Source organism: Lonsdalea quercina subsp. quercina (assembly GCF_000688695.1).
Taxonomy (GTDB): domain Bacteria; phylum Pseudomonadota; class Gammaproteobacteria; order Enterobacterales; family Enterobacteriaceae; genus Lonsdalea; species Lonsdalea quercina_D.
On the sequence record NZ_JIBQ01000005.1, the window covers coordinates 208,435 to 227,742 of the forward strand.

General features: G+C 57.5%; 15 protein-coding genes. 6 read left to right on the top strand and 9 right to left on the bottom strand.

Annotated elements, in window-relative coordinates:
* Positions 1–20: 20 nt before the first annotated feature.
* Together SB13_RS06010 and SB13_RS06015 are read left to right on the top strand one after the other, a co-directional pair.
* A complete protein-coding gene (locus SB13_RS06010; RefSeq protein WP_026739488.1) occupies positions 21–1,436 on the top strand; it encodes a VasL domain-containing protein in 1,416 nt (471 codons plus the stop codon).
* Positions 1,437–1,507: 71 nt separating this feature from the next.
* A complete protein-coding gene (locus tag SB13_RS06015) occupies positions 1,508–2,887 on the top strand; it encodes a tetratricopeptide repeat protein (RefSeq protein ID WP_235202371.1) in 1,380 nt (459 codons plus the stop codon).
* Between the two features lie 238 nt (positions 2,888–3,125).
* On the opposite strand, the gene SB13_RS06020 is transcribed toward SB13_RS06015, so the two are convergent.
* Positions 3,126–4,238 (bottom strand): DUF1615 domain-containing protein, encoded by a 1,113-nt coding sequence (locus SB13_RS06020; RefSeq protein ID WP_026739490.1) that lies wholly within the window; start codon positions 4,236–4,238, stop codon positions 3,126–3,128.
* 150 nt (positions 4,239–4,388) lie between these two features.
* Here SB13_RS06020 and SB13_RS06025 point away from each other — a divergent pair, with 150 nt between their 5' ends.
* The 4 genes from SB13_RS06025 to uhpC all read left to right on the top strand — a co-directional run bounded on the left by SB13_RS06025 (position 4,389) and on the right by uhpC (position 8,840).
* Positions 4,389–5,156 carry an HNH endonuclease gene (locus SB13_RS06025; RefSeq protein WP_026739491.1) on the top strand — a complete coding sequence of 256 codons (768 nt, stop codon included), beginning with the start codon at positions 4,389–4,391 and terminating at the stop codon, positions 5,154–5,156.
* Positions 5,157–5,285: 129 nt separating this feature from the next.
* A complete protein-coding gene (gene uhpA / locus SB13_RS06030) occupies positions 5,286–5,876 on the top strand; it encodes a transcriptional regulator UhpA (RefSeq protein WP_026739492.1) in 591 nt (196 codons plus the stop codon).
* Positions 5,876–7,408, top strand: coding sequence for a signal transduction histidine-protein kinase/phosphatase UhpB (gene uhpB, locus SB13_RS06035; protein ID WP_026739493.1), 1,533 nt, complete (start codon positions 5,876–5,878; stop codon positions 7,406–7,408). The genes uhpA and uhpB overlap by 1 nt, the downstream gene beginning before the upstream one ends.
* Before the next feature lie 100 nt (positions 7,409–7,508).
* Positions 7,509–8,840, top strand: coding sequence for an MFS transporter (gene uhpC / locus SB13_RS06040; protein ID WP_026739494.1), 1,332 nt, complete (start codon positions 7,509–7,511; stop codon positions 8,838–8,840).
* Between the two features lie 337 nt (positions 8,841–9,177).
* On the opposite strand, the gene SB13_RS06045 is transcribed toward uhpC, so the two are convergent.
* From SB13_RS06045 to pepP, 8 genes are all read right to left on the bottom strand, one after another.
* Positions 9,178–9,705: a chorismate mutase gene (locus SB13_RS06045; protein WP_026739495.1), complete on the bottom strand. Its 528-nt coding sequence runs from the start codon at positions 9,703–9,705 to the stop codon at positions 9,178–9,180.
* Between the two features lie 63 nt (positions 9,706–9,768).
* On the bottom strand, positions 9,769–10,968 hold the full coding sequence (locus SB13_RS06050) for an MFS transporter (RefSeq protein WP_026739496.1): 1,200 nt from the start codon (positions 10,966–10,968) through the stop codon (positions 9,769–9,771).
* Between the two features lie 358 nt (positions 10,969–11,326).
* On the bottom strand, positions 11,327–12,796 hold the full coding sequence (locus SB13_RS06055) for a SulP family inorganic anion transporter (RefSeq protein WP_026739497.1): 1,470 nt from the start codon (positions 12,794–12,796) through the stop codon (positions 11,327–11,329).
* Positions 12,793–13,428: a carbonic anhydrase gene (locus SB13_RS06060; protein WP_051616503.1), complete on the bottom strand. Its 636-nt coding sequence runs from the start codon at positions 13,426–13,428 to the stop codon at positions 12,793–12,795. The genes SB13_RS06055 and SB13_RS06060 overlap by 4 nt, the downstream gene beginning before the upstream one ends.
* Positions 13,429–14,463: 1,035 nt before the next feature.
* Positions 14,464–14,991 (bottom strand): YagU family protein, encoded by a 528-nt coding sequence (locus SB13_RS06065; protein ID WP_026739499.1) that lies wholly within the window; start codon positions 14,989–14,991, stop codon positions 14,464–14,466.
* 563 nt (positions 14,992–15,554) lie between these two features.
* On the bottom strand, positions 15,555–16,766 hold the full coding sequence (gene ubiI / locus SB13_RS06070) for an FAD-dependent 2-octaprenylphenol hydroxylase (RefSeq protein WP_026739500.1): 1,212 nt from the start codon (positions 16,764–16,766) through the stop codon (positions 15,555–15,557).
* A gap of 35 nt (positions 16,767–16,801) precedes the next feature.
* Positions 16,802–17,980, bottom strand: a complete 1,179-nt coding sequence (ubiH, locus tag SB13_RS06075) for a 2-octaprenyl-6-methoxyphenyl hydroxylase (protein ID WP_026739501.1) — start codon at positions 17,978–17,980, stop codon at positions 16,802–16,804.
* A complete protein-coding gene (gene pepP, locus SB13_RS06080; RefSeq protein WP_026739502.1) occupies positions 17,977–19,302 on the bottom strand; it encodes a Xaa-Pro aminopeptidase in 1,326 nt (441 codons plus the stop codon). The genes ubiH and pepP overlap by 4 nt, the downstream gene beginning before the upstream one ends.
* Between the last annotated feature and the right edge of the window lie 6 nt (positions 19,303–19,308).

A 19,308-nucleotide genomic window follows, 5' to 3' on the forward strand; every position in this document is an offset into this window, starting at 1 on the left:
GTTGAATGGATTTCATCACTATGCAAGACGCACAGCAGGCTCTGACAGTCGGCCGCGATCCGCGAATGCTGCCCGAATATGAAACTTTACGCATCGAAATCAACAAGCTGAGCCATGCTTCCCGGCCGGAAGTGGACTGGTCATTGATCCATAAAATGGCGGGGATCATTTTTGAAAAGCACGGCGTGGATTTACAGACCGCCGTCTATTTCGTCCTCGCGCGGTCACGGCTACAGGGGCTGAACGGTTTTACCGAAGGCTGCGAATTTCTCGCCAACCTGATCGTGACGCAGTGGGACAACTTCTGGCCGCCGGTGCACCAGGATCGCGCTCGCATCGAAATGATCGACTGGTTTATCGCCCGCGTCAGCGAGGTGATCCGCGGCTATGCCATCAGTCAGGAAGATCGCCGGCTAATCTACCGTTGCGAACGTTCGCTGCAGCTGATCAGCGAGAAGCTGCATAACGTCGGCCTCAGCCGCGTGCCGCGCATCGAGAATCTGGTTCATTTCATCGAAGGGTATACCCACCTGTTCGATGAAACGGAAATCGTGATCGTCTCCGACGATCAGGAGATCAGAAAACAGGATATGCAGATCCCGCCGATGGTGTACTTCAAGTCGGACGGCGACGCCTCGACGAGCGCGGGCGATCAACCGGCGCTGCCGACCGGCAGCATTCTGGTCGGGCGAGAAAAAGGCGAGGTCAAACCCACCGTGCTGAAAATCGAGGCGCGGCGTAAGCATAAACCGGCGTGGTTTTGGTTTGCCTGTGGTCTGCTGACCTGCGCGCTGCCTGTTGCGGCGGTCTTCGGCTGGCAGATGATGCAGGCGCGTGAAAACGCCGCGGTCGAACTGCTGATGCAGCCTGCTCAGGCGCTGCCGGACACGCTCGATTACAACGATATTCGTCAGGTGCGCATCTCGTTGGGCGAACAGACGTTGCAGGGGATGGAAGGCCGCGTCATCGCGCGCTATCAGGCGCAGCTGGACCAGGTCAAACACGCTTCGCCGCTCGCGGTTTATCAGTACGGCGAGAATCTCAAGAACTCCCTGCAGATGCTCTATCCCGACTCGCTGGCCGTCAAAGAGATGGGGCGCCAGTGGCAGGAGTCGCTGACGTTGCGTCAGGATGTACCGACGTCTTCACCCGCGTATCTGGAGGCGCAGGCTCGTGTGGACGGTATGCTCAAGCAGCTGCAGGAACTGGAGCAGCAGAGAAAAACGGTCAGCATCTCCTATCTGAAATCCCAGTTTTACGAGATCCAGAAAAGCCTGCTTTCCGGCACGCCGTTCACCCAGAGGCTAAAGCAGCTGGAAACGCAGAAGGCGGAGCGAGGTTCGGTCAACCCCGGAGAACTGGAGCGGATGGAGAACGAGCTGGATGCGCTGAGTATCCGGCTATTCAAACTCAAGCAGAAAACGACGGGCAACTGACGGCTCACAGCCATTGAGGCCGCGTCGCATGCGGACGCAGGACGCGGCAATCTATTGACGGTAAAGACGAAATGATGATGCGTAAAACAGCGGTTCTACTCCTGACGGCCGGGTGTCTTACGGCGTGCGGCACCCCGGTGTCGTCGCTGTCCGAGCAAGACCTGACGCGCGTCGCTTCCGAGGGCAACGGGACGGCGCAATATCAGCTGGCGAGACGACTGGCCGCCAAACCGGACTATCCGGCCGCGATGCGCTGGATGCAGAAGGCGGCGGAGCAAGGGGGGAGACTGAGCGCGAGCAGCGACGTGCGCGGCGCCGCGGCGCTACAGGTCGCCGACTGGTATCAGGAAGGGCTGGGCGAACCCAAAAATATCCCCTTGGCTGAACGTTGGTGGCACAAATCGGCGTATTTCGGCAATAGCGAGGCCAACTATCGTCTGGGGATGCAGTGCAAACTCCGTCATCAAAACACGCTGGCGCCGGAGTGCATGGACGCGTTCGAAGCGTCTGCCGGGAAACGTCATGCGGGCGCTCAGCTAGCGATGGCGGAGTGGTACGCGGCGCACGCGGACTCCGCCAAAGAGGCGATTCGCTGGTTTGAACGCTCGGCCGAACAGGGCAACCGGGATGCGCAGTATCAGCTGGCGCTGCGCTATGAAAAAGGGCAGGGCGTCACGCAGCGTAGCGACATGGCCGAGCGCGGGTACTACAAAGCGGCGCAGGCAGGCCAGCCGCAGGCGCAGTATTGGATGGCGCAACACACGCAAGGCTCGGAGTCGCTCGAATGGTATCGCAAGGCGTCGCAGGGCGGCGAACCGCAGGCGCAGCTGTGGCTGGGAATGGCGTATTTGACCGGCAACAGACTACCGCTTGATCAACCCCAGGGCGAGACGCTGCTGAAAAAGGCGGCGGCGGGCGGTTCGGCGGAGGCCAACTACCAGCTCGGTCTTTTGTCACAGACCGCAGACCAGAAGGTGGCGTACTTGCAGACCGCCTCGGCGAAAGGTTTTCTCAAAGCGCAGTACGAGCTGGGTCTTTATTATCAGCAAACGGGCGATCTGGTTCACGCTCGGATCGAGTTCGGTAAAGCGGCCGCGCAAGGCGATGTTCTGGCGCAGCTCGCCTATGGCGAGATGCTGCGTTTGGGGCTGGGCGGCAAGGAGGACTACGCTGAAGCTGTTAAACAGTATCGTCAGGCATCTTCCGCCAACAACCGCATGGCCCAGTATCGTATGGGCACGATGCGTCAGGAAGGGTTGGGCGTGCCGCGCAACCGCATTCATGCTTATGCTTGGTTCTCGCTGGCGGCCACCGAAGGTATGGTGAACGCCATCAATGCCCGTAACGCGCTTGAAGAGGGCATGCAGCCGGATGAGGTGAAGGCGGCGCAGAAGCTGGCGATGCACTGGTCTTCCGGCAAAGGCATGGCCAGCGAGCGGGACAGCCAGTAACCTTCCCCGCCAACACGTTCGACGTTGCGTCAGGCCCGGCAAGTAAGAGGGCTGGCGCATTTTCCCTCAGCCTGAGCGTAGGTGAAAGCAGTCGAAGGCGGGCGGCGATGTCGTTTCTCGATAGCTGGCTGAGTTATCGCGCGGATCACTCCGACCGCGCCCATCGCCGGGTTGGATCACCCCATGGCGATGGCGTGATGCCGTCTCTTGGCTCAGGCTACGTTCACTGTTTCCCGACTCATTTCACCCGACGCAGACACTGCTGGCGTCGCTCATCCACCCGTTTGGCGAACCACGCCGTGGTCAGCTTACGGGTGATTTTAGGGCTTTCCAGCGAAATTCCCGGCAGTATCTCGCGTGGCGATTTTCCGCCTGCCGAGCGGTCCGCCAGCGTGTAGATGTGTTGATACAAGTCGGTTTTTTCGAAGGCGGCCGTATCGCCTTTCTCCAGATCCCGACGGATCGCGCTGTCGCTCAGTTTCAGTCGGCTCCCGAGGGAGCGCACCGCGAGTTCAGTTGCGCCCGCCTTGTTTGAACCGTAGTTGATCAGATCGCCGTCCCGCGCCAGAGAAATGCCGCTCAGGCGACTGACGGCCTGTTGAAACGCTGCGTTGCGGCTGGCGTACCAGCCCGCGTTAAAGTCGGCGAAGCGGTAAATCGACTGGGTATAGCTGGCCGGATAGCCCAGCAGATGCATGATGCCGAAGTACATGCCGCCGCGACGGCTGAAGACTTCCCGACGCACGGTGCCGTCGATGGGATAGGGGTAGCCTTTGGCGTGGGCTTCGGCGAACGCGATGCTGACCTGCATCGGGCCGCCGGTGCGTACCGGGTTCAGGCGGCCGAACAGTTGCTGTCCCATCGGCACCATCTCAATGAAGTCGTCAAAGATCGCGCTCAGCTCTTTCTCGCTGCGTACCTTATCTAAGCGTTCGCTATAGGTTTTGCCGTTAGGCGAGGTGATCGACAACGCTGTACGTACCAGAAACGCCGGAATATGCAGCGGTTCGGCGCGGCGATTAATCTCCTGCCAGGCGATTTTTGATAAACCGGGCACCTGCGGGTCGGCTTTGAATGTCGACTCATGCTCGGTGACGGCGAGGACGGAACATAGGTTTTCCGGGCTGGGGTCGAGCTGCTGCGCGGTAAAGGCGGCGGCGATATCTTCCGCCCAGCCCTGTCGATCGCTAACGTTGGCAGGCATCAGCGTCAGCAGTTGCGCGCGGACATCCGCCGGGCGTGGCGCAGGCGTTTGGGCGACTTTATCGGCGCAGCCGGCCAGCGCCAGTACGGCGAGCAGGCCCAGTGCGTGCAGCGGGGAGCGAAATGAAAAACGGTGCAGATTCGGCATGTTATCTCGGGTCGGCGGGTAAAGGGCTGACATGACGTTAGCGCAGCGCACGATGATGATCCAGCGCGGCGACGCATGCTTTTTCTCGTTTGACCTGGCATAGTTGGCGTTACGCGTAACTTGATACCTTCATGAACTGATGGAACGCCGATGGCTGCTGCCCAACCCTGGACCCGAGACCAACTGCTGGTCGCCTTCACACTGTATAGTCAATTGCCGTTCGGCAAGCTGCATTCGCGCAATCCTGACATCATCCACTATGCCACACTGCTGAATCGCACCCCTTCGGCGTTGGCGATGAAGCTGGTCAATCTGGCGAGTCTCGATCCGTTTATTATCGCCTCCGGGCGTATCGGCCTGCGCGGCGCGTCCAATGCTGACCGGGCGATGTGGCAGGAAATGAACGCCGATCCGGCGCGCTTCGAACAGCAGTGTGAGCAGGCGATGGCACGCATTGCATTGCCGGCGATTACGCCACAGGCGCAGGAAGCGGCGGAGGATTTCCGGGGCGGGGAACGTTGGACGCCGGTGAAAACGCGTATTGGCCAACAGCTGTTTCGCAAGCGCGTGCTGGGCACCTACGGCGAACGCTGTTGCGTCACCGGTCTGGACGAACCGATGCTGCTGGTCGCCAGCCATATTCGGCCGTGGAAAACGGCGGAGGAGCACCGGCTGAATCCCAGCAACGGCCTGTGCCTGTCCAATCTGCACGACAAAGCCTTCGATACCGGGCTGATCACCTTTAACGAGGCATTAGAGCTGCAGCTTTCCCCCAGAATCAAAAAGCTGAAAAGCCCGGTCAGCGAGATCTACTTCGCGCAGTATGAGGGGCGCCCGCTCCGCCTCCCTAGCGAGTTTCCGCCGGACATGGCGCAAATGGCCTACCATCGACAGCATATCTTTCAAGCCAGGGGATAAGCACGAGGGCGGGTGACGGCGCGCGAAGACGGGACCCCGCTCTCCTGACGTTGAGGCGAGCAGGGACTGTGGCCTGCGCCGGGCATTATGTATAATCCCCGCCTTGCCGTTCATTCCCCGGAGCCTGATATGACTTACCGTGTTGTCTTCATTGATGACCACTACATCGTGCGTTCAGGATTTGTGCAGCTGTTGGCGCTGGAAGAGGATATCGACGTCGTGGGCGAGTTCAGCTCGGCCGCCGAAGCGCGCAAAGGATTGCCGGGGCTACAAGCACACATCTGTATTTGCGATATCTCCATGCCCGACGAAAGCGGGCTGGATCTGTTGGCCGATCTGCCCTACGGGCTGGCGGTGATTATGCTGTCGATGCACGATAACCCGGCCATGGTCGAACTGGCGCTGGAGCGTGGCGCGCGCGGATTCCTGTCCAAGCGCTGTCACCCGGAAGATCTGGTGACGGCGGTACGCACGGTGGGTCAGGGCGGTGTCTATCTGATGCCGGAGATCGCCCGTCAGCTGACGCGTTCGCAGGTCGATCCGCTGACGCGGCGCGAGGGCGAAGTCGCCATGCTGCTGGCGCAGGGACACGACGTGCGTGAGGTCGCGTTGCAGCTGGGACTCTCCCCGAAAACGGTACATGTCCATCGTGCCAATCTGTTCGCCAAACTGGGCGTGAGCAATAACGTCGAGCTGGCGCACCGCATGCTGGGGTACTGATGCAGCGCGTCGTTTTTGCCCTATCTATTTTCTTCCTGTATGCCGCCGCCTGGTTTTGCCTGTGGGGGATCGGCACCGCGCTGGTCGCCAATCCGCTTGAGGCCGTGATGTTGTTTCCGTTCGGGCTGCGGGTCGGCGTGCTGTTGCAAACGCCGCGTCGGTGCTGGAGCGGGATCTTGTGCGCGGAAGCCGTCATGCTATGGATGCTTTATCTCCAGTTCGGCGCAAGCGCCGAACTGGGAGCGCTATTGTGTGCTCTGCCGGCGTGTCTGGTGCTATTGCATCTGACGGCCGGGTGGTTGCAGCGATCCCTGCAAAGCGAAGCCGAGTGGCAGTGGCCTTTGCAGCAGGGGGCCGTCGTCGTACTGGCGGCGTTGCTGCAGGCGGTGATCTGGTCGCTGGTCACGGGCGTCGCCCCCGTACAACCGCTGCTGCTGGGGCTGAGTGGCGGACTGACGGTCGCGCCGACCTGCCTGCTGATCTGGCAATATTTGTCCCGGCAGCGCTGGGCGCCGCTGGAGCCGGGGTTGATTCACCAGCCGTTGAATATGCGGTTGCACCATCTGGGCGGATATCTGGTGCTGTTCGCCTTTAGCGTCTGGCTCCAGCGCCAGGCGGACGACGTCGAACTGCGGCGCTTTGCGCCGTTTTGTTTGGCAATCCCCATTGTTTTCATGTCCTACCGCTATGGCTGGCAGGGCGCGCTGCTGGCGACGTTGCTTAACGGCGTGGTGCTGATTGCGTCCGAACCTCACGGCATGGGACCCCATCGCGACCTGCTGTTATCGCTGCTGGCGCAAAGCCTAACCGGGATGCTGCTGGGCGCGGGCATCGAACGTCAGCGCCATCTGAATCATCAGCTGGCGCTCCGGCTGGAGGAGAACCGACGGCTGGCCCGTTCGCTGGTGACGGCGGAAGAGGACACCCGGCGCAAGATTGCCCGCGAGCTGCATGACGAAGTTGGGCAGACCATCACCGTGATCCGGACCCACTCGGGCATCATCAGCAAATTGACGCAGGAGCCTCGGGTGCTCTCCAGCGCATCGGCGATCGAGTCCTACGCCCTGCGGGTGTACGACGGCATTCACGATCTGCTGGCACAGCTGTGGCCCGCCGCGCTAAGTGCGCTTCCCCTGTCGGCGGCGCTGGCGGCGTTGCTGCGCGATCTGGTGCCGCCCGATCAGGGGATAACGACGTCGCTGGACTGGCAAATTCCGGATGCGCATCTGGACGATACGCTGAAGATCATCCTCTACCGGCTGTGTCAGGAAGGCGTAACCAACGCGTGCCGTCATGCGGAGGCGTCGCACATTAGCGTCAGCGGCCAGCGCAATGCCGCCGGGCAGTACTGCGTCAGTATTCAGGATAACGGACGGGGCGTGGATGTGGAGAGCGTCAAACCGGGCTATGGGCTACGCGGGATTCAGGATCGCGTGCGCGCCATCGGCGGCGAATGCGCCCTGCGTAATGAAGGTGGAACGCGTCTGGTTGTGATCCTCCCCGCAATTTTCGGAAAAAACACTCAAAACTAGGAAAAAGTCTTAGTTTCTATGCGCCATTGGCTTGGTCGGATCGGGCGCGCGCGAGGCACCATAAGCGCCACTAACGCTACAGCAGTATAACGAGGTTTTCATGTGGTTCATTTTAAAAAGCCGTCCTGACGCCCCTCAGGTGCAGGACAGCGCCCAGATCGATGCGGCCTATAAATATTGGCGCATTCAATTGATGTGGGTTATGTACGTCGGCTATGCCGCCTTCTATTTCACACGCAAGAGCTTCAACTTCATCATGCCGGCCATGGTGGCGGATCTCGGTCTGAGCATGTCGGATATCGGCATCCTGGGCACGCTGTTTTACATCACCTACGGTTGCTCCAAATTCATCTCCGGCATGATCAGCGACCGTTCCAATCCCCGCTACTTCATGGGGATCGGTCTGATTATGACCGGGATTATCAACATCGTATTCGGACTCAGCTCCTCGCTGCTGGTGTTCGGTGCGCTGTGGATGGTCAACGCCTTCTTCCAGGGCTGGGGATGGCCGCCGTGCTCCAAGATCCTGACCAGCTGGTACTCCCGCTCTGAGCGCGGCAGCTGGTGGGCTATTTGGAACACCTCTCATAACTTCGGCGGCGCGCTGATCCCTCTGCTGGTGGGCTTTATTTCCCTGCACTTCAGCTGGCGTTACGGCATGATTATCCCTGGCATCATCGGGATCACGCTGGGTCTGCTGCTGTGCTGGCGGCTGCGCGACAAGCCGAACACGATGGGCCTGCCGAGCGTCGGTAAATGGCGTAATGACGAAATGGAGCTGGTGCAGGAGTCTGAAGGTCAGGGCCTCACTAACCGTCAGATCATCAAGCGCTACGTGCTGACCAACAAGTACATCTGGCTGCTGGCGGTATCCTACGTGCTGGTGTACATCGTCCGTACGGCGTTGAACGACTGGGGCAACCTTTACCTGACGCAGGAAAAAGGCTACTCCCTGATGACGGCTAACTCGGCGCTGGCGCTGTTTGAAGTGGGCGGATTTATCGGTTCACTGGTGGCGGGTTGGGGTTCCGACAAACTGTTCCGTGGCAACCGGGGGCCGATGAACCTGATCTTCGCCATCGGCATCTTCCTGTCTGTGGCCGCGCTGTGGCTGATGCCGGGCATCAGCTATGTGCTGCAGGCGGGCTGCTTCTTCGCCATCGGCTTCTTCATCTTTGGTCCGCAGATGCTGATCGGTATGGCGGCGGCTGAGTGTTCTCATAAAGATGCTGCCGGCGCGGCGACCGGTTTTGTCGGTCTGTTCGCCTATCTGGGCGCGGCGCTGTCCGGTTATCCGGTGGCGCAGGTAGTGGAAAAATGGCACTGGTCAGGTTTCTTCGTCGTGATCTCCATCGCGGCCTGCCTGTCCGCACTGTTCCTGCTGCCGTTCCTGCGTGCGCAGAATCAGGATAACGTGAAAAAAGCGGTCTGATCCGAGCGACCGCGAAGCCTGCCGGGCGGCCTATGACCGAGGTCGACGTCGTCCCGGCGGGCGGCGAGGATCGGATGTCCTCGTCTGATCTCGCCGAGTTGATAGAACGCCGCCGACGGCATATCGTCAGCGCGTGATGCAGCGCCCCCGTAGAGAAATGGCAAAGCGGTTTCCCGCCCCATTTTCTTCTGCGGGGGCGCTGTTTTGCTTTCTGGGGGAATATCAGCGGGCGGTCCCGTTGGTTTCACGTTCTCGCTCTGGGCGTGTGATCGCTACGTGACAGAGTGACGAAGAGAGGGGAAATGGCGCGGCGATGTGTTGCCGCGCGCCTGACCGATCAGTGATGCAGGTGGATTTGCTGCAGGGTGGTGTAGAGGCGTTTTTTATCGCCGACGCTCAGTTTTTTATCCGTGAGAGACTGCGCGAATTGAGCATAGGACAACCGATGCAGATTCCCTTCCCGCTGCAAAATAACGGCAATTTGTTGCAGCAACTGCATGTTGATGTCGGTTAAACGCGCGCGTACCGTTTCCAGTGGAAGAGGTTGGTAGTTCAGCTCGGGAGAGGAGAGCCAGTCCGCGCGATAGCGATACTGCACCGCCTTGGCCGCGTCCATCTGCGCCTGTACGAAAGGGGCGGTAGAGGCGCAGTCCAGGCCAGATTTTTCCGCCTGACGGAGGCTGATTTCAAGGACATTGTGTTCTTGGTTTGAATCTTCAATTGGTCGCTGATGCGCCATCTTATCGGCGGCGACGTCCTTCATGTAGCTGAGGCGTTGATTGATGAGATCGGCGACCGGCGATGTCCCCGCGGCGATGGCGTTGCAACAAAATACGAGGGTGAGAAGCATCGTTTTCCGTAACATGGCAGCTCCTTGCTATGTCTACCTGGATGAGGTCCATACTCTCGTCACGATAAACCTGTGGCGCTATTCGGTCTGCGATGACGAGAGGTGCGCTTGTTGCTGTATCTTACGCATTCCCAGCACGATCCCCAACCCCGATAACAGCGAGATTGCCACGGCGGTGTACATAAAACGCTGAATAGGCAGGTGATAATGTTCGGCGATAAACAGAAACAGCCACATGAACGGCAGGATAGACTGGTTCAGCATCACGATCAGCGAAGAGGTGCAGGCCAGTTGTCGGGAAGGGATCAGATTGATGCGCAGCGTTCGCATGACGTTATCGGTGAAAACTTTTCCTGCAATGCACAGAGAATAAAAGATCAGGAACGGTATCAGCCTGTCCATCGTATGAGAGAGCGCAAACGACGACAGCGTGATAATAAGAACACCGAACGCCAGCTGCGCCTCTTTCCCGAAACGTTGTCTCCCTGCGCCATAAATAAAGGTCGTGACCATGCCAGCTGTCCCGGCAAAAATCTGAATCAGCCCGAAATATTCGATGGGCAACGCCATTTTTGTCTCGATAATAGCCGGGCCGCTTGAGGCAATTAATCCAGCAAAGAAATTATTTCCCGCCGCCAGAAGTATCATAAAAATAATAAGCGGGCTTTTTAATAGGTCCCATAAAGGAATTAAATCGGGCGGAGTAAAATAGGCGGATTTCGTGGCGGGAGTGAGATGCTGTGTCGTCAGAAAATAATAGGCATTGATTAAATAACCGGTGGCAGCAATAAATAAAATCGTCATGTAGCCCGAGTCGTAAAATAGGATGCCCAGCAACGGGCCCGCAATAAAACCGGTCAAATCCGCACGGGTCAGCAGGTTGGCGTCTTTATTCACATCCTGGCTGAAGGTGGCGATCAATTTCTCAAAGGCCAGTGTCGTTTGCGCATTGCCCGCAGACACGACGGTGCCGAAAAGGCCCGCGCAAAGGGAGAGGACCAGCGGGTCCCGCGTAAAGTGCAGCACCAGACAGAGCAGCAGGCAAGACAGCGCTTTAACCGAATCTGAGGCGATGGAAAGCGTTCGCACGCCCCAGCGGTCGATGCCAGCGCCCAGTAATGGGGTCAGTACGATGCGGGGCAACCACCACAATGCGTAGGCGAGCCCCGAATAGGTCAGACTTTGGGTTTCCGCGTAGACCAGTATGGGGATCAAAAACACCATCAGGCCGTCTGCAATAAAGACTAAATAAACAAAAAAAAGTGGGATAGGATTCATGTATTACTTCATCCTGAACAATATTACGGCTGTTTTTTAAATTAAAAAATTTTTATTAAAACACTCGTAGGGGGAATCCGTGCCGAAGCGTAATGATAAATAAGCCTAGAGCCTATGACGCCCCAATATAATGATGTGGTCGACATAAAGTAAACCCTAATCTATTTTTTCCCCGCTCGTTGTCAATGTGTTCAGGGATAATTTGCGGACTTATTGTTTTTTTCCATTTCGTTGGGAAATCGCCGTTGAAACGGCGGTGAGGAGACGGTTGAGGGGGACGGAGACCGGGCCGTCAGAACGGCCCGGGTTTTAAGATGAAGCCTTGGACAGAGGTGGCACGACTCGAAACTTCATCGCATCACAGTGGCCACTGCGCCAGACGAATGCCGCGTTGCGTCGCCTCTTCGCGAAACTCTAGCAGCATGTTTTTGACATCCGCATCGATGTAGTCCGCATTGTCATGCTCGACGATGACCACGCTGTGCGCGGGGATCTTGTTGAGTAACGACTGTAGGTGCGGATTGTGCACGAACGTTAGGTTCTTCTGAAAGCGCAGCACGAAATGGTTGCCGTAGCGCGTGAGTTGCAGCGCATTGCGATGGCTCTTATAGCTGCTGATGGCGAGCTGAGACGCTATCCCCAACCCGATCCCCGCGAGCATACCGAATACGATAATACCGGTGATCGTGATGATGAACGGGGCAAACTGCTGCCAGCCATTTTTCCACTGAGAGACGAACAGAGCGGGCGCCGCCAGCTTATATCCGGTATACAGCAATACCGCCGCCAGGCTAGCCAGAGGAATAATGTTCAGCAGCTGACTCATATAGCGCACGCTCAGCAACAGCAGGACGGCGTGCAGCAGAATGGAGATTTTACTGCGACCGCCTGCGTTTACGTTGACGGAGCTACGCACGATCACGGCTGTGATGGGAAGGCCGCCGACAAATCCGCTAAGCAAGTTCCCGACGCCCTGAGCGCGCAGCTCTTTATCCGGGGATGGCGGCGGCGTCTGCGGCTTGATTTTCTTCAGGGCCTCCTGACTGAGCAGCGTTTCGAGACTGGCGACCAGCGCCAGCGTGACGGCGACAATATAAACGGTGGGATTGTTCCAAACCTGCCAGTCGGGACGGATGACTTCGGCAGCTAACTGACCGAGATTATCGAATTCCGGTAGCTGAATGCGCGGCAGCGTGGCGGCGAAATCGGGGATGATACGATCTCCGAAAAGCGCGCACAGGCCGCCAAAGAGAACGGCAACCAGTGGTCCGGGGAACCAGCTTAAGATTTTATGTTGTTTGATGGCGGGATGGTCCCAGCACCAAAGCAGCAGCAGTCCGGAGATTGCGACGAAGGGCGCGCTGAAAGACGGTAGCGAACCGAGATCGCGCCACAGCGAACCGATCTGCTTTGGATCGGCTAAACCCAGCGCCAGCGGGATCTGCTGCATGATCAACAGGAGACCGATGGCGGCCAACATGCCGCGGATCACGCTGCCAGGCACCACCGAAATGAAACGACCGACGCGGGCCATGCCCATAAGGTATTGCAGTACGCCCGACAGCATGATGGCGAACAGCAGAGCGGCAAAAGAGCCCAGTGATTCGATGGCCCCGGAGACGATCGTAACCAGTCCCGCGGCCGGGCCGCTGACGGCATAGCGCGACGGGCTTAGCAGCGTCACCACCAGACCGCCGATGACGCCGGTGACCAGGCCGACAAACGGAGACAGCCCGCTAGCCTGCGCAATCCCTAAACAGAGCGGCAGCGCGACGAGAAAGACGACAATACCCGCGGGTATATCTTGACGAAGCGTTGAGAGGTTCATGCGGCGCCCTCCCCGTTGCTTTGATGAATCAACTCCTTCAGGTGACCATTATGCAGGTCGTAGACGCAGCCGAACACGCTCAGTTCCATACCGTCTTCCCAGGCTTTGATAACCGGAGGTGCATGGACCAGCCGGGTGAACTGTTCACGAACGTTGGCTTCGACCAGACGGTTTCTTTGTTCATCCGGCGTTTCCTCGCTTTCCTGACGCTGATGATCGGACAGATGGGGGAGCAGCGTTGAACGCAGCGACGTAATCCGTCGAGACAACGCCGAATTCTCCTGATCCAGCGCCATCGTCGGCAGTTCGATGGCTGCCTGCACGCCGCCGCAGCAGTAGTGGCCGCACAACACGATGCGCGAAACACGAAGGTACTCCAGGGCATATTGCAGCACGCTCATGAAGTTATCGTCTTCATGACTCACCATATTGGCAATGTTGCGATGAACGAATAGCTCTCCAGGGCTGGAGCCCGTCAGCACTTCGGCGGGAACGCGACTGTCTGAACAGCCGATCCACAGCGAGTGTGGCTTCTGGACCGAGACATGCTGCTTGAAGTAGTGCGGGTGCCGTTGGCGGCGTTGCAGCGCCCAACTGCGATTTTTGGCGAGCAAGGGTTTCAAAGTCGTCAAAATAGGTCTCTCCTGTGAAAAAAATTGAATATCAGTTGAGCTTGTGGACACGCTTTCACTTCCCCTAGTCATACTCGATCCAAAAATAAAAAATATGGGTTAATTGACTGATTATGAATATCGTCTGAACTCTGGGGATGGCACGGATGAAAATAAATAACTCGTTGTGATTGTAAGAAAAAAAGAATTATTCACCAGTCGAAAAAACATAAATCAGATTAATTACCTTAACGGCTATAACGTAACATAGCGTTGTGCCTCAGACAGTGGCTATTAATTTACTTAATTAAGGTGAATGATGTTGTCATTATTCTATTGCTGTGTGCGGAAAAGGGCTGTATACGCCGCTGTAGGGTGCGGAGACCGTTTTTTATGGATTGATTTTATTTTAATTGATTGATTTTTATTGTTTTTATTATTATTCCATCGAGATGTCAACTCCCTGCCGAGTCTGCGAATCCTGATATCTCAATTATTTTTTAAATTTGCTCCATTTTTTTAATGGCTAGAGAACGAGTCCCGTTTTTCCCCATGAGGGAAAAATGCATTCGGTATTAATATATCTATAGCAATGTCCCGCAGTTTTGCCAGTTTAATAAGACACGGAAAATACCCTGACAATAAGTTGGGTTTTTATGTAATAAAAATGAAATAAAAATATCATGAAAATCAAAATACATCATGACGGATATTCAGCGGCCGAACAGCGGAAATCGACAAAATGGAGCGCTTCTGACCGCGATTTTTTCGGCGATAGGGTAATTATTGGGGACCGTCATGCAGTCGGTGGCCCTTTTTATGTAAATTAACGTCAATTTTTTTCAATAATTTTGAGCGTTAGCGATATCGAACGTGCTGCTGTGGCCGCTTTGCGTGAGTCAAGCCGCCCAAGGCCAATGGTCATCGGCCATAGAATAGCGGCGGCTTTAACACAGCGTATGAAGGTCGAAAGGAAGACGTTGAAAGGGGCGAGGTAAAAAAATGCCGCTACCCAGTGCAGGCAGCGGCAGAATCGTGCGGGTTTTTAACGGCGAATTAGCGCGTTTCGCCGGCGTCTGGCAGGTGAGTCATACGGTTGCGCAGGTCGCGGCGGGCAAGCTCGGCCACCCAGAAGCAGAACATATGACCAAACAGTTCGGAGAAGTGTTCAGCGAACGGTTGATCCCACGGCGCGGGCACGGTACCAAACAGCGGCAGCAGAACCACGTGGAAAACCACCCACAGCACCAGGCCGTAGAATGCGCCCTGCCACAGTTTGATTTTGGTGCAGAATTCGGCAGCGATGCAGTACAGCACGGTGAAGGTGATTGAAAAACCGAAGTGCATGATGAAGCTCATGATCGGGCGCGGGTTGCCGTTGAACAGGTAGCTAATATGAGAAAGCTGAAAAGACATGCCCAGCTGTTGCAGCAATTCTTGTGGCGGGTTAGTGAGATCGCGTGCGGGTGTTCTGGGCGGAAAAGGAATTTCCCAACCGAATTTTGTAATGGCACAAATAATGCCCGCAATAATACCGACCAATATGGCCAATAATACTTTTTCTTTAACGGTACGCGCTTGCAGCATGTTATTTTCTCCTCAATAACGGTGCAAAAAACAGGGAACAAAAACGGCAGATCCCCCCGCTGGTAATATCCGGCAGAAACTGAAGATCTGTGATTATATGTGGTTGCAATCATATACCTACCTATGAAAGGTGTCGACAGGATCTGCTTGCCGTCACGCTTTAATAGTGTAGCGGAAATGCTAATGGAAGGGCGCAATAGGGTTAGCGTAATGCAGCACTTGAGAAATATAACCGCTATTATTTTATAGCCGAATATTTTAAGTTAGAAATATCATGTAAATAGCTTTTTTATATTATTTCGCCAATGAGAAATAAGCGAGATCGCTTTTAACATCATGTCGGAAATGATTCGCCGCTTTATTGTGCGGTATTTTTATTTTGGCTTTATCTCCGCCATGTCATCTTCGATAAAGCGTGACTCTGTTATCTGCCCGTTGAGGAGTCATAGCTAAAATGTGTGGGCGAGCGCATGTGCTGAGGGATGTGCGGTGAGGGGGATCAATGAAGCGGGGGAAGCGATCAGGAGCGTCGAAGACGCTCCTGATGATAAGGCGGCGGGTTAGCGTTGCTCCTCCAGCCATTTGGGCATGTCGTGGAACCCCATTGCCTGGCGGACCAGCGTCGGTTTGATGCCGGGCAAGGTATCTGCCAGCTTCAGCCCCACGTCGCGCAGCAGTTTCTTGGCCGGATGTGAACCGGCGAATAGATCGCGGAAGCCCTGCATGCTGGCGAGCATCATCGCGGCGCTGTGTTTGCGACGACGCTCGTAACGGCGCAAATAGAGATACTGGCCGATGTCTTTGCCCTGAGCCTGTAGGCGTTTTAGCTCGGAAATCAGCTCAGCCACATCCATAAAGCCCAGATTCACGCCCTGACCCGCCAGCGGATGAATGGTGTGCGCCGCATCGCCCATCAGCACCAGACGGTGTGCGGCGAAGCTGCGGGCGTAGCGGGCCGTCAGCGGGAAACTTTGGCGCTCGCTCTCCAGTTCGCACAATCCCAATCGCATATCAAACTCGGCGGCCACCTGCGAATTGAACGTCGTCGCGGGGGCTTCTAGCAGGGTCTGCGCGCGTTCCGGCGGCAGAGACCAGACGATGGAGCAAAGGTGCGGATCGCTGAGCGGCAAGAACGCCAGCATGCCGTCGCCGTGAAATACCTGCCGCGCCACGGACTCATGCGGGCGCTGGGTGCGAATATTGGCGACCAGCGCATGATGGCCGTAATCCCAGAAGGTCAGCGGAATATCGGCATGCTGCCGCAGCCATGAGTGCGCTCCATCCGCGCCCACTACCAGCCGCGCGGTCAGCATGCTGCCGTCTTCGAGCGTGATAAAGGCTTCGTTTTCACCCCACGCCACCTGTTTCAACGCGGCGGGGGCGATGAGGGTAACGTCGCGCGCGCGTTCCGCATGTTGCCACAGCGACTGTTGGATAACGTCGTTCTCAATGATGTGGCCGAGATGGGAAAACCCGGTTTCTTCGCCGTTGAAGCTGATGCTGCCGAAGCTATCCCGATCCCACACCGACATCGCGTTGTAAGGACTGATGCGCTGGGCCGCGATGGTTTGCCACACGCCGAGCTTTCGCAACAGCTGTTCGCTGGCGGCGTTGATCGCTGAAACGCGCGGCGCCAGTTCCAGCAGGGAAGAGGGCGCATTGACCGGCTGTTTTTCCAGCACGGCGATACTCAACCCGCTGCCCTGCAGCCCGCAGGCGAGCGCCAGACCGACCATGCCTCCGCCGGCAATGACCACGTCGAATGATTGCATAAAGCGTGAATTCCTGTTGTTGCCGTCGGCGACGGTTATCGTTCCACCCAGCCCAGCGTTCTGCGGGCCAGACTATCCCGCAGCACGGGCAAACTGTTCATGGCCATTAAGCCCAGATTGCGCGCCACTTCCATTGAGAGATACGCGTTGGCGAAGATCCGCACCAGTCCGTCGGTGATGGCGACGGTCGTTTGGCGATCCGGCTGACGCCGTTGCTCGTAGCGATCCAGCACCGGATAGCTGCCGGGATCCTCTCCGCGAGACACGGCGTCTACCAGCGTTTCCGCCAACGTCATCACATCGCGTAGCCCAAGGTTGAAACCCTGACCGGCGATAGGATGGAGCGTCTGTGCCGCGTTACCGACCAGCGCGAGTCGGTGGCTGATGTGGCGCTCTGCGGTGCGCAGCGCGAGTGGATAGCTGTGGCGTTCACCGACGTGCGTTATTGCGCCCAGTCGCCAACCGAAGGCGAGCTGAAGCTGACGCCGGAACGTGTCGTCGTTCCAATTATCCACCTCGGCCTGCCGCGCCTGCGGGTGGCACCAGACCAGGGAGCTGCGCCCCTGACTCATTGGCAACAGCGCCAACGGGCCATGCGGCGTGAAGCGTTCGTAGGCGCGTCCGCAGTGAGGTTCCGAGGTGACGACGTTGGCAATGACCGCCACCTGATCGTAAGGATGTTCTTGCCAGCGTATCCCCGCCGCAAAGGCGAGCTGAGAGTGGGAGCCGTCGGCGGCGATCAGCAGCTGGCCGCGTAACGCGTCGCCGTTGTCCAGCGTCAGCGTGGCGCCGTCAGCGTCGCGTTCGACGTTGACCACCGTCGCCGGGCAGTGGAGCCGTACGCCCGGCGCGTGCTCCAGAAGTGAAAACAGGCGTTTGCCGGCTTCATGCAGCTCAACGACATAGCCTAAAGCATCAACGTGATAGTCCCGGGCGTGCAAATAGACGTAGCCCGCGTGCCCGCGATCGCTGACGTGGACGGTGGTGATCGGCGTGGCGGCATCCGCCAGAGCAGGCCAGATACCAATCGTCTCCAACTGCTGGCGGGTGCCTTCCGATAGGGCAATGGCGCGAGCGTCGAATCCGGGATGCTGGCGATCCTGCGGGTCGCGGGATTCGATCAGATCGACGGCGATCTTCCCCTGAGACAGGGNGGAGATCGCGAGCGCCAGCGTTGCGCCGGCCATGCCTCCGCCGACGATCAGGATACTCATGAAGCGTTGCTCGCCGCGGCGGCCATCAGCGCTTCGATATCGTCCGGATCTTTGACCACGCCTGCGGTCAGCACCTCGTTGCCGCTGGCGGTAATGACGATGTCGTCTTCAATACGTATGCCGATGCCGCGGTATTCCGGCGGTACGTCGGCGTCTGGGGCGATATAAAGGCCCGGCTCGACCGTCAGCACCATGCCCGGCGCGAGGATGCGACCGCGATCGCCCGACCCGTAGTCGCCGACGTCATGGACGTCCAGCCCCAGCCAGTGGCTCAGTCCGTGCATATAGAAGTCGCGATGCGCTTCTGCGGCATAGAGTTCGTCAATATCGCCTTGCAAAATACCGAGGTCCAGCAGCCCCTGCAGCATGATGCGGACCACTTCTTCATTCACTTCGCGGATGCTGCGCCCTGGACCATACAGCTCGATGGCACGTTCTTCGGCGGCCAGTACGATGTTGTAAATCTCGCGCTGAGGCGCCGTGAATTTTCCGTTGACCGGGAAGGTTCGTGTGATGTCGCCGGCATATCCTTGATACTCGCAGCCAGCGTCGATCAGCACTAAATCGCCATCCTGCATCTGGCTCTCGTTCTCGGTGTAATGAAGTATGCAGCCGTTTTCACCGCTGCCCACAATCGTGTTGTAAGACGGGTAGCGAGCGCCGTGACGGGTGAACTCGTAGTGAATTTCCCCTTCCAACTGATACTCATACAGGCCGGGACGGCAGGTTTGCATTGCCCGGGTATGAGCCAGCGCGGTAATTTCTCCGGCGCGTCGCATCAGGTCGATTTCGACCGGTGACTTGGTCAGGCGCATTTCGTGCACCCATGGGCGCCAGTCCGTGATCGTAGACGGAGCGGAATAGCCTCTACGGGTGCCCTCGCGCAGTGTTTCCAGCGCGTTGAATACCAGCTTGTCGGCGTAACGGTACTGGCCCTGAGCGTGGTAAACCACGTCCAGGCCGTTCAGCAGGAGATGCAGCTGTTCGCCCATTTCGTCGAACGGCAGCGCGCGATCCACGCCCAGCTTGGCGGGTGCGGCGTCTTGTCCCAGACGGCGTCCGAACCAGATTTCGGCGTTGATATCGCGTACCCGGTTGAACAGGACGCTGTGATGATGATTTTCGTCGCTCTTGATCAGCAACAGCGCGGCTTCTGGTTCATTGAAGCCGGTGAAGTACCAGAAATCGCTGCTCTGCCGATAGGGGTAGTCGCTGTCGGCATTGCGTTGCGCTTCGGGGGCCGCAAAAATAATCGCGGCGCTGGCAGGCGCCATTTTTTCCAGCAGAGCCTGCCGTCGACGGAGATATTCTTGTTGATTCATCACCTG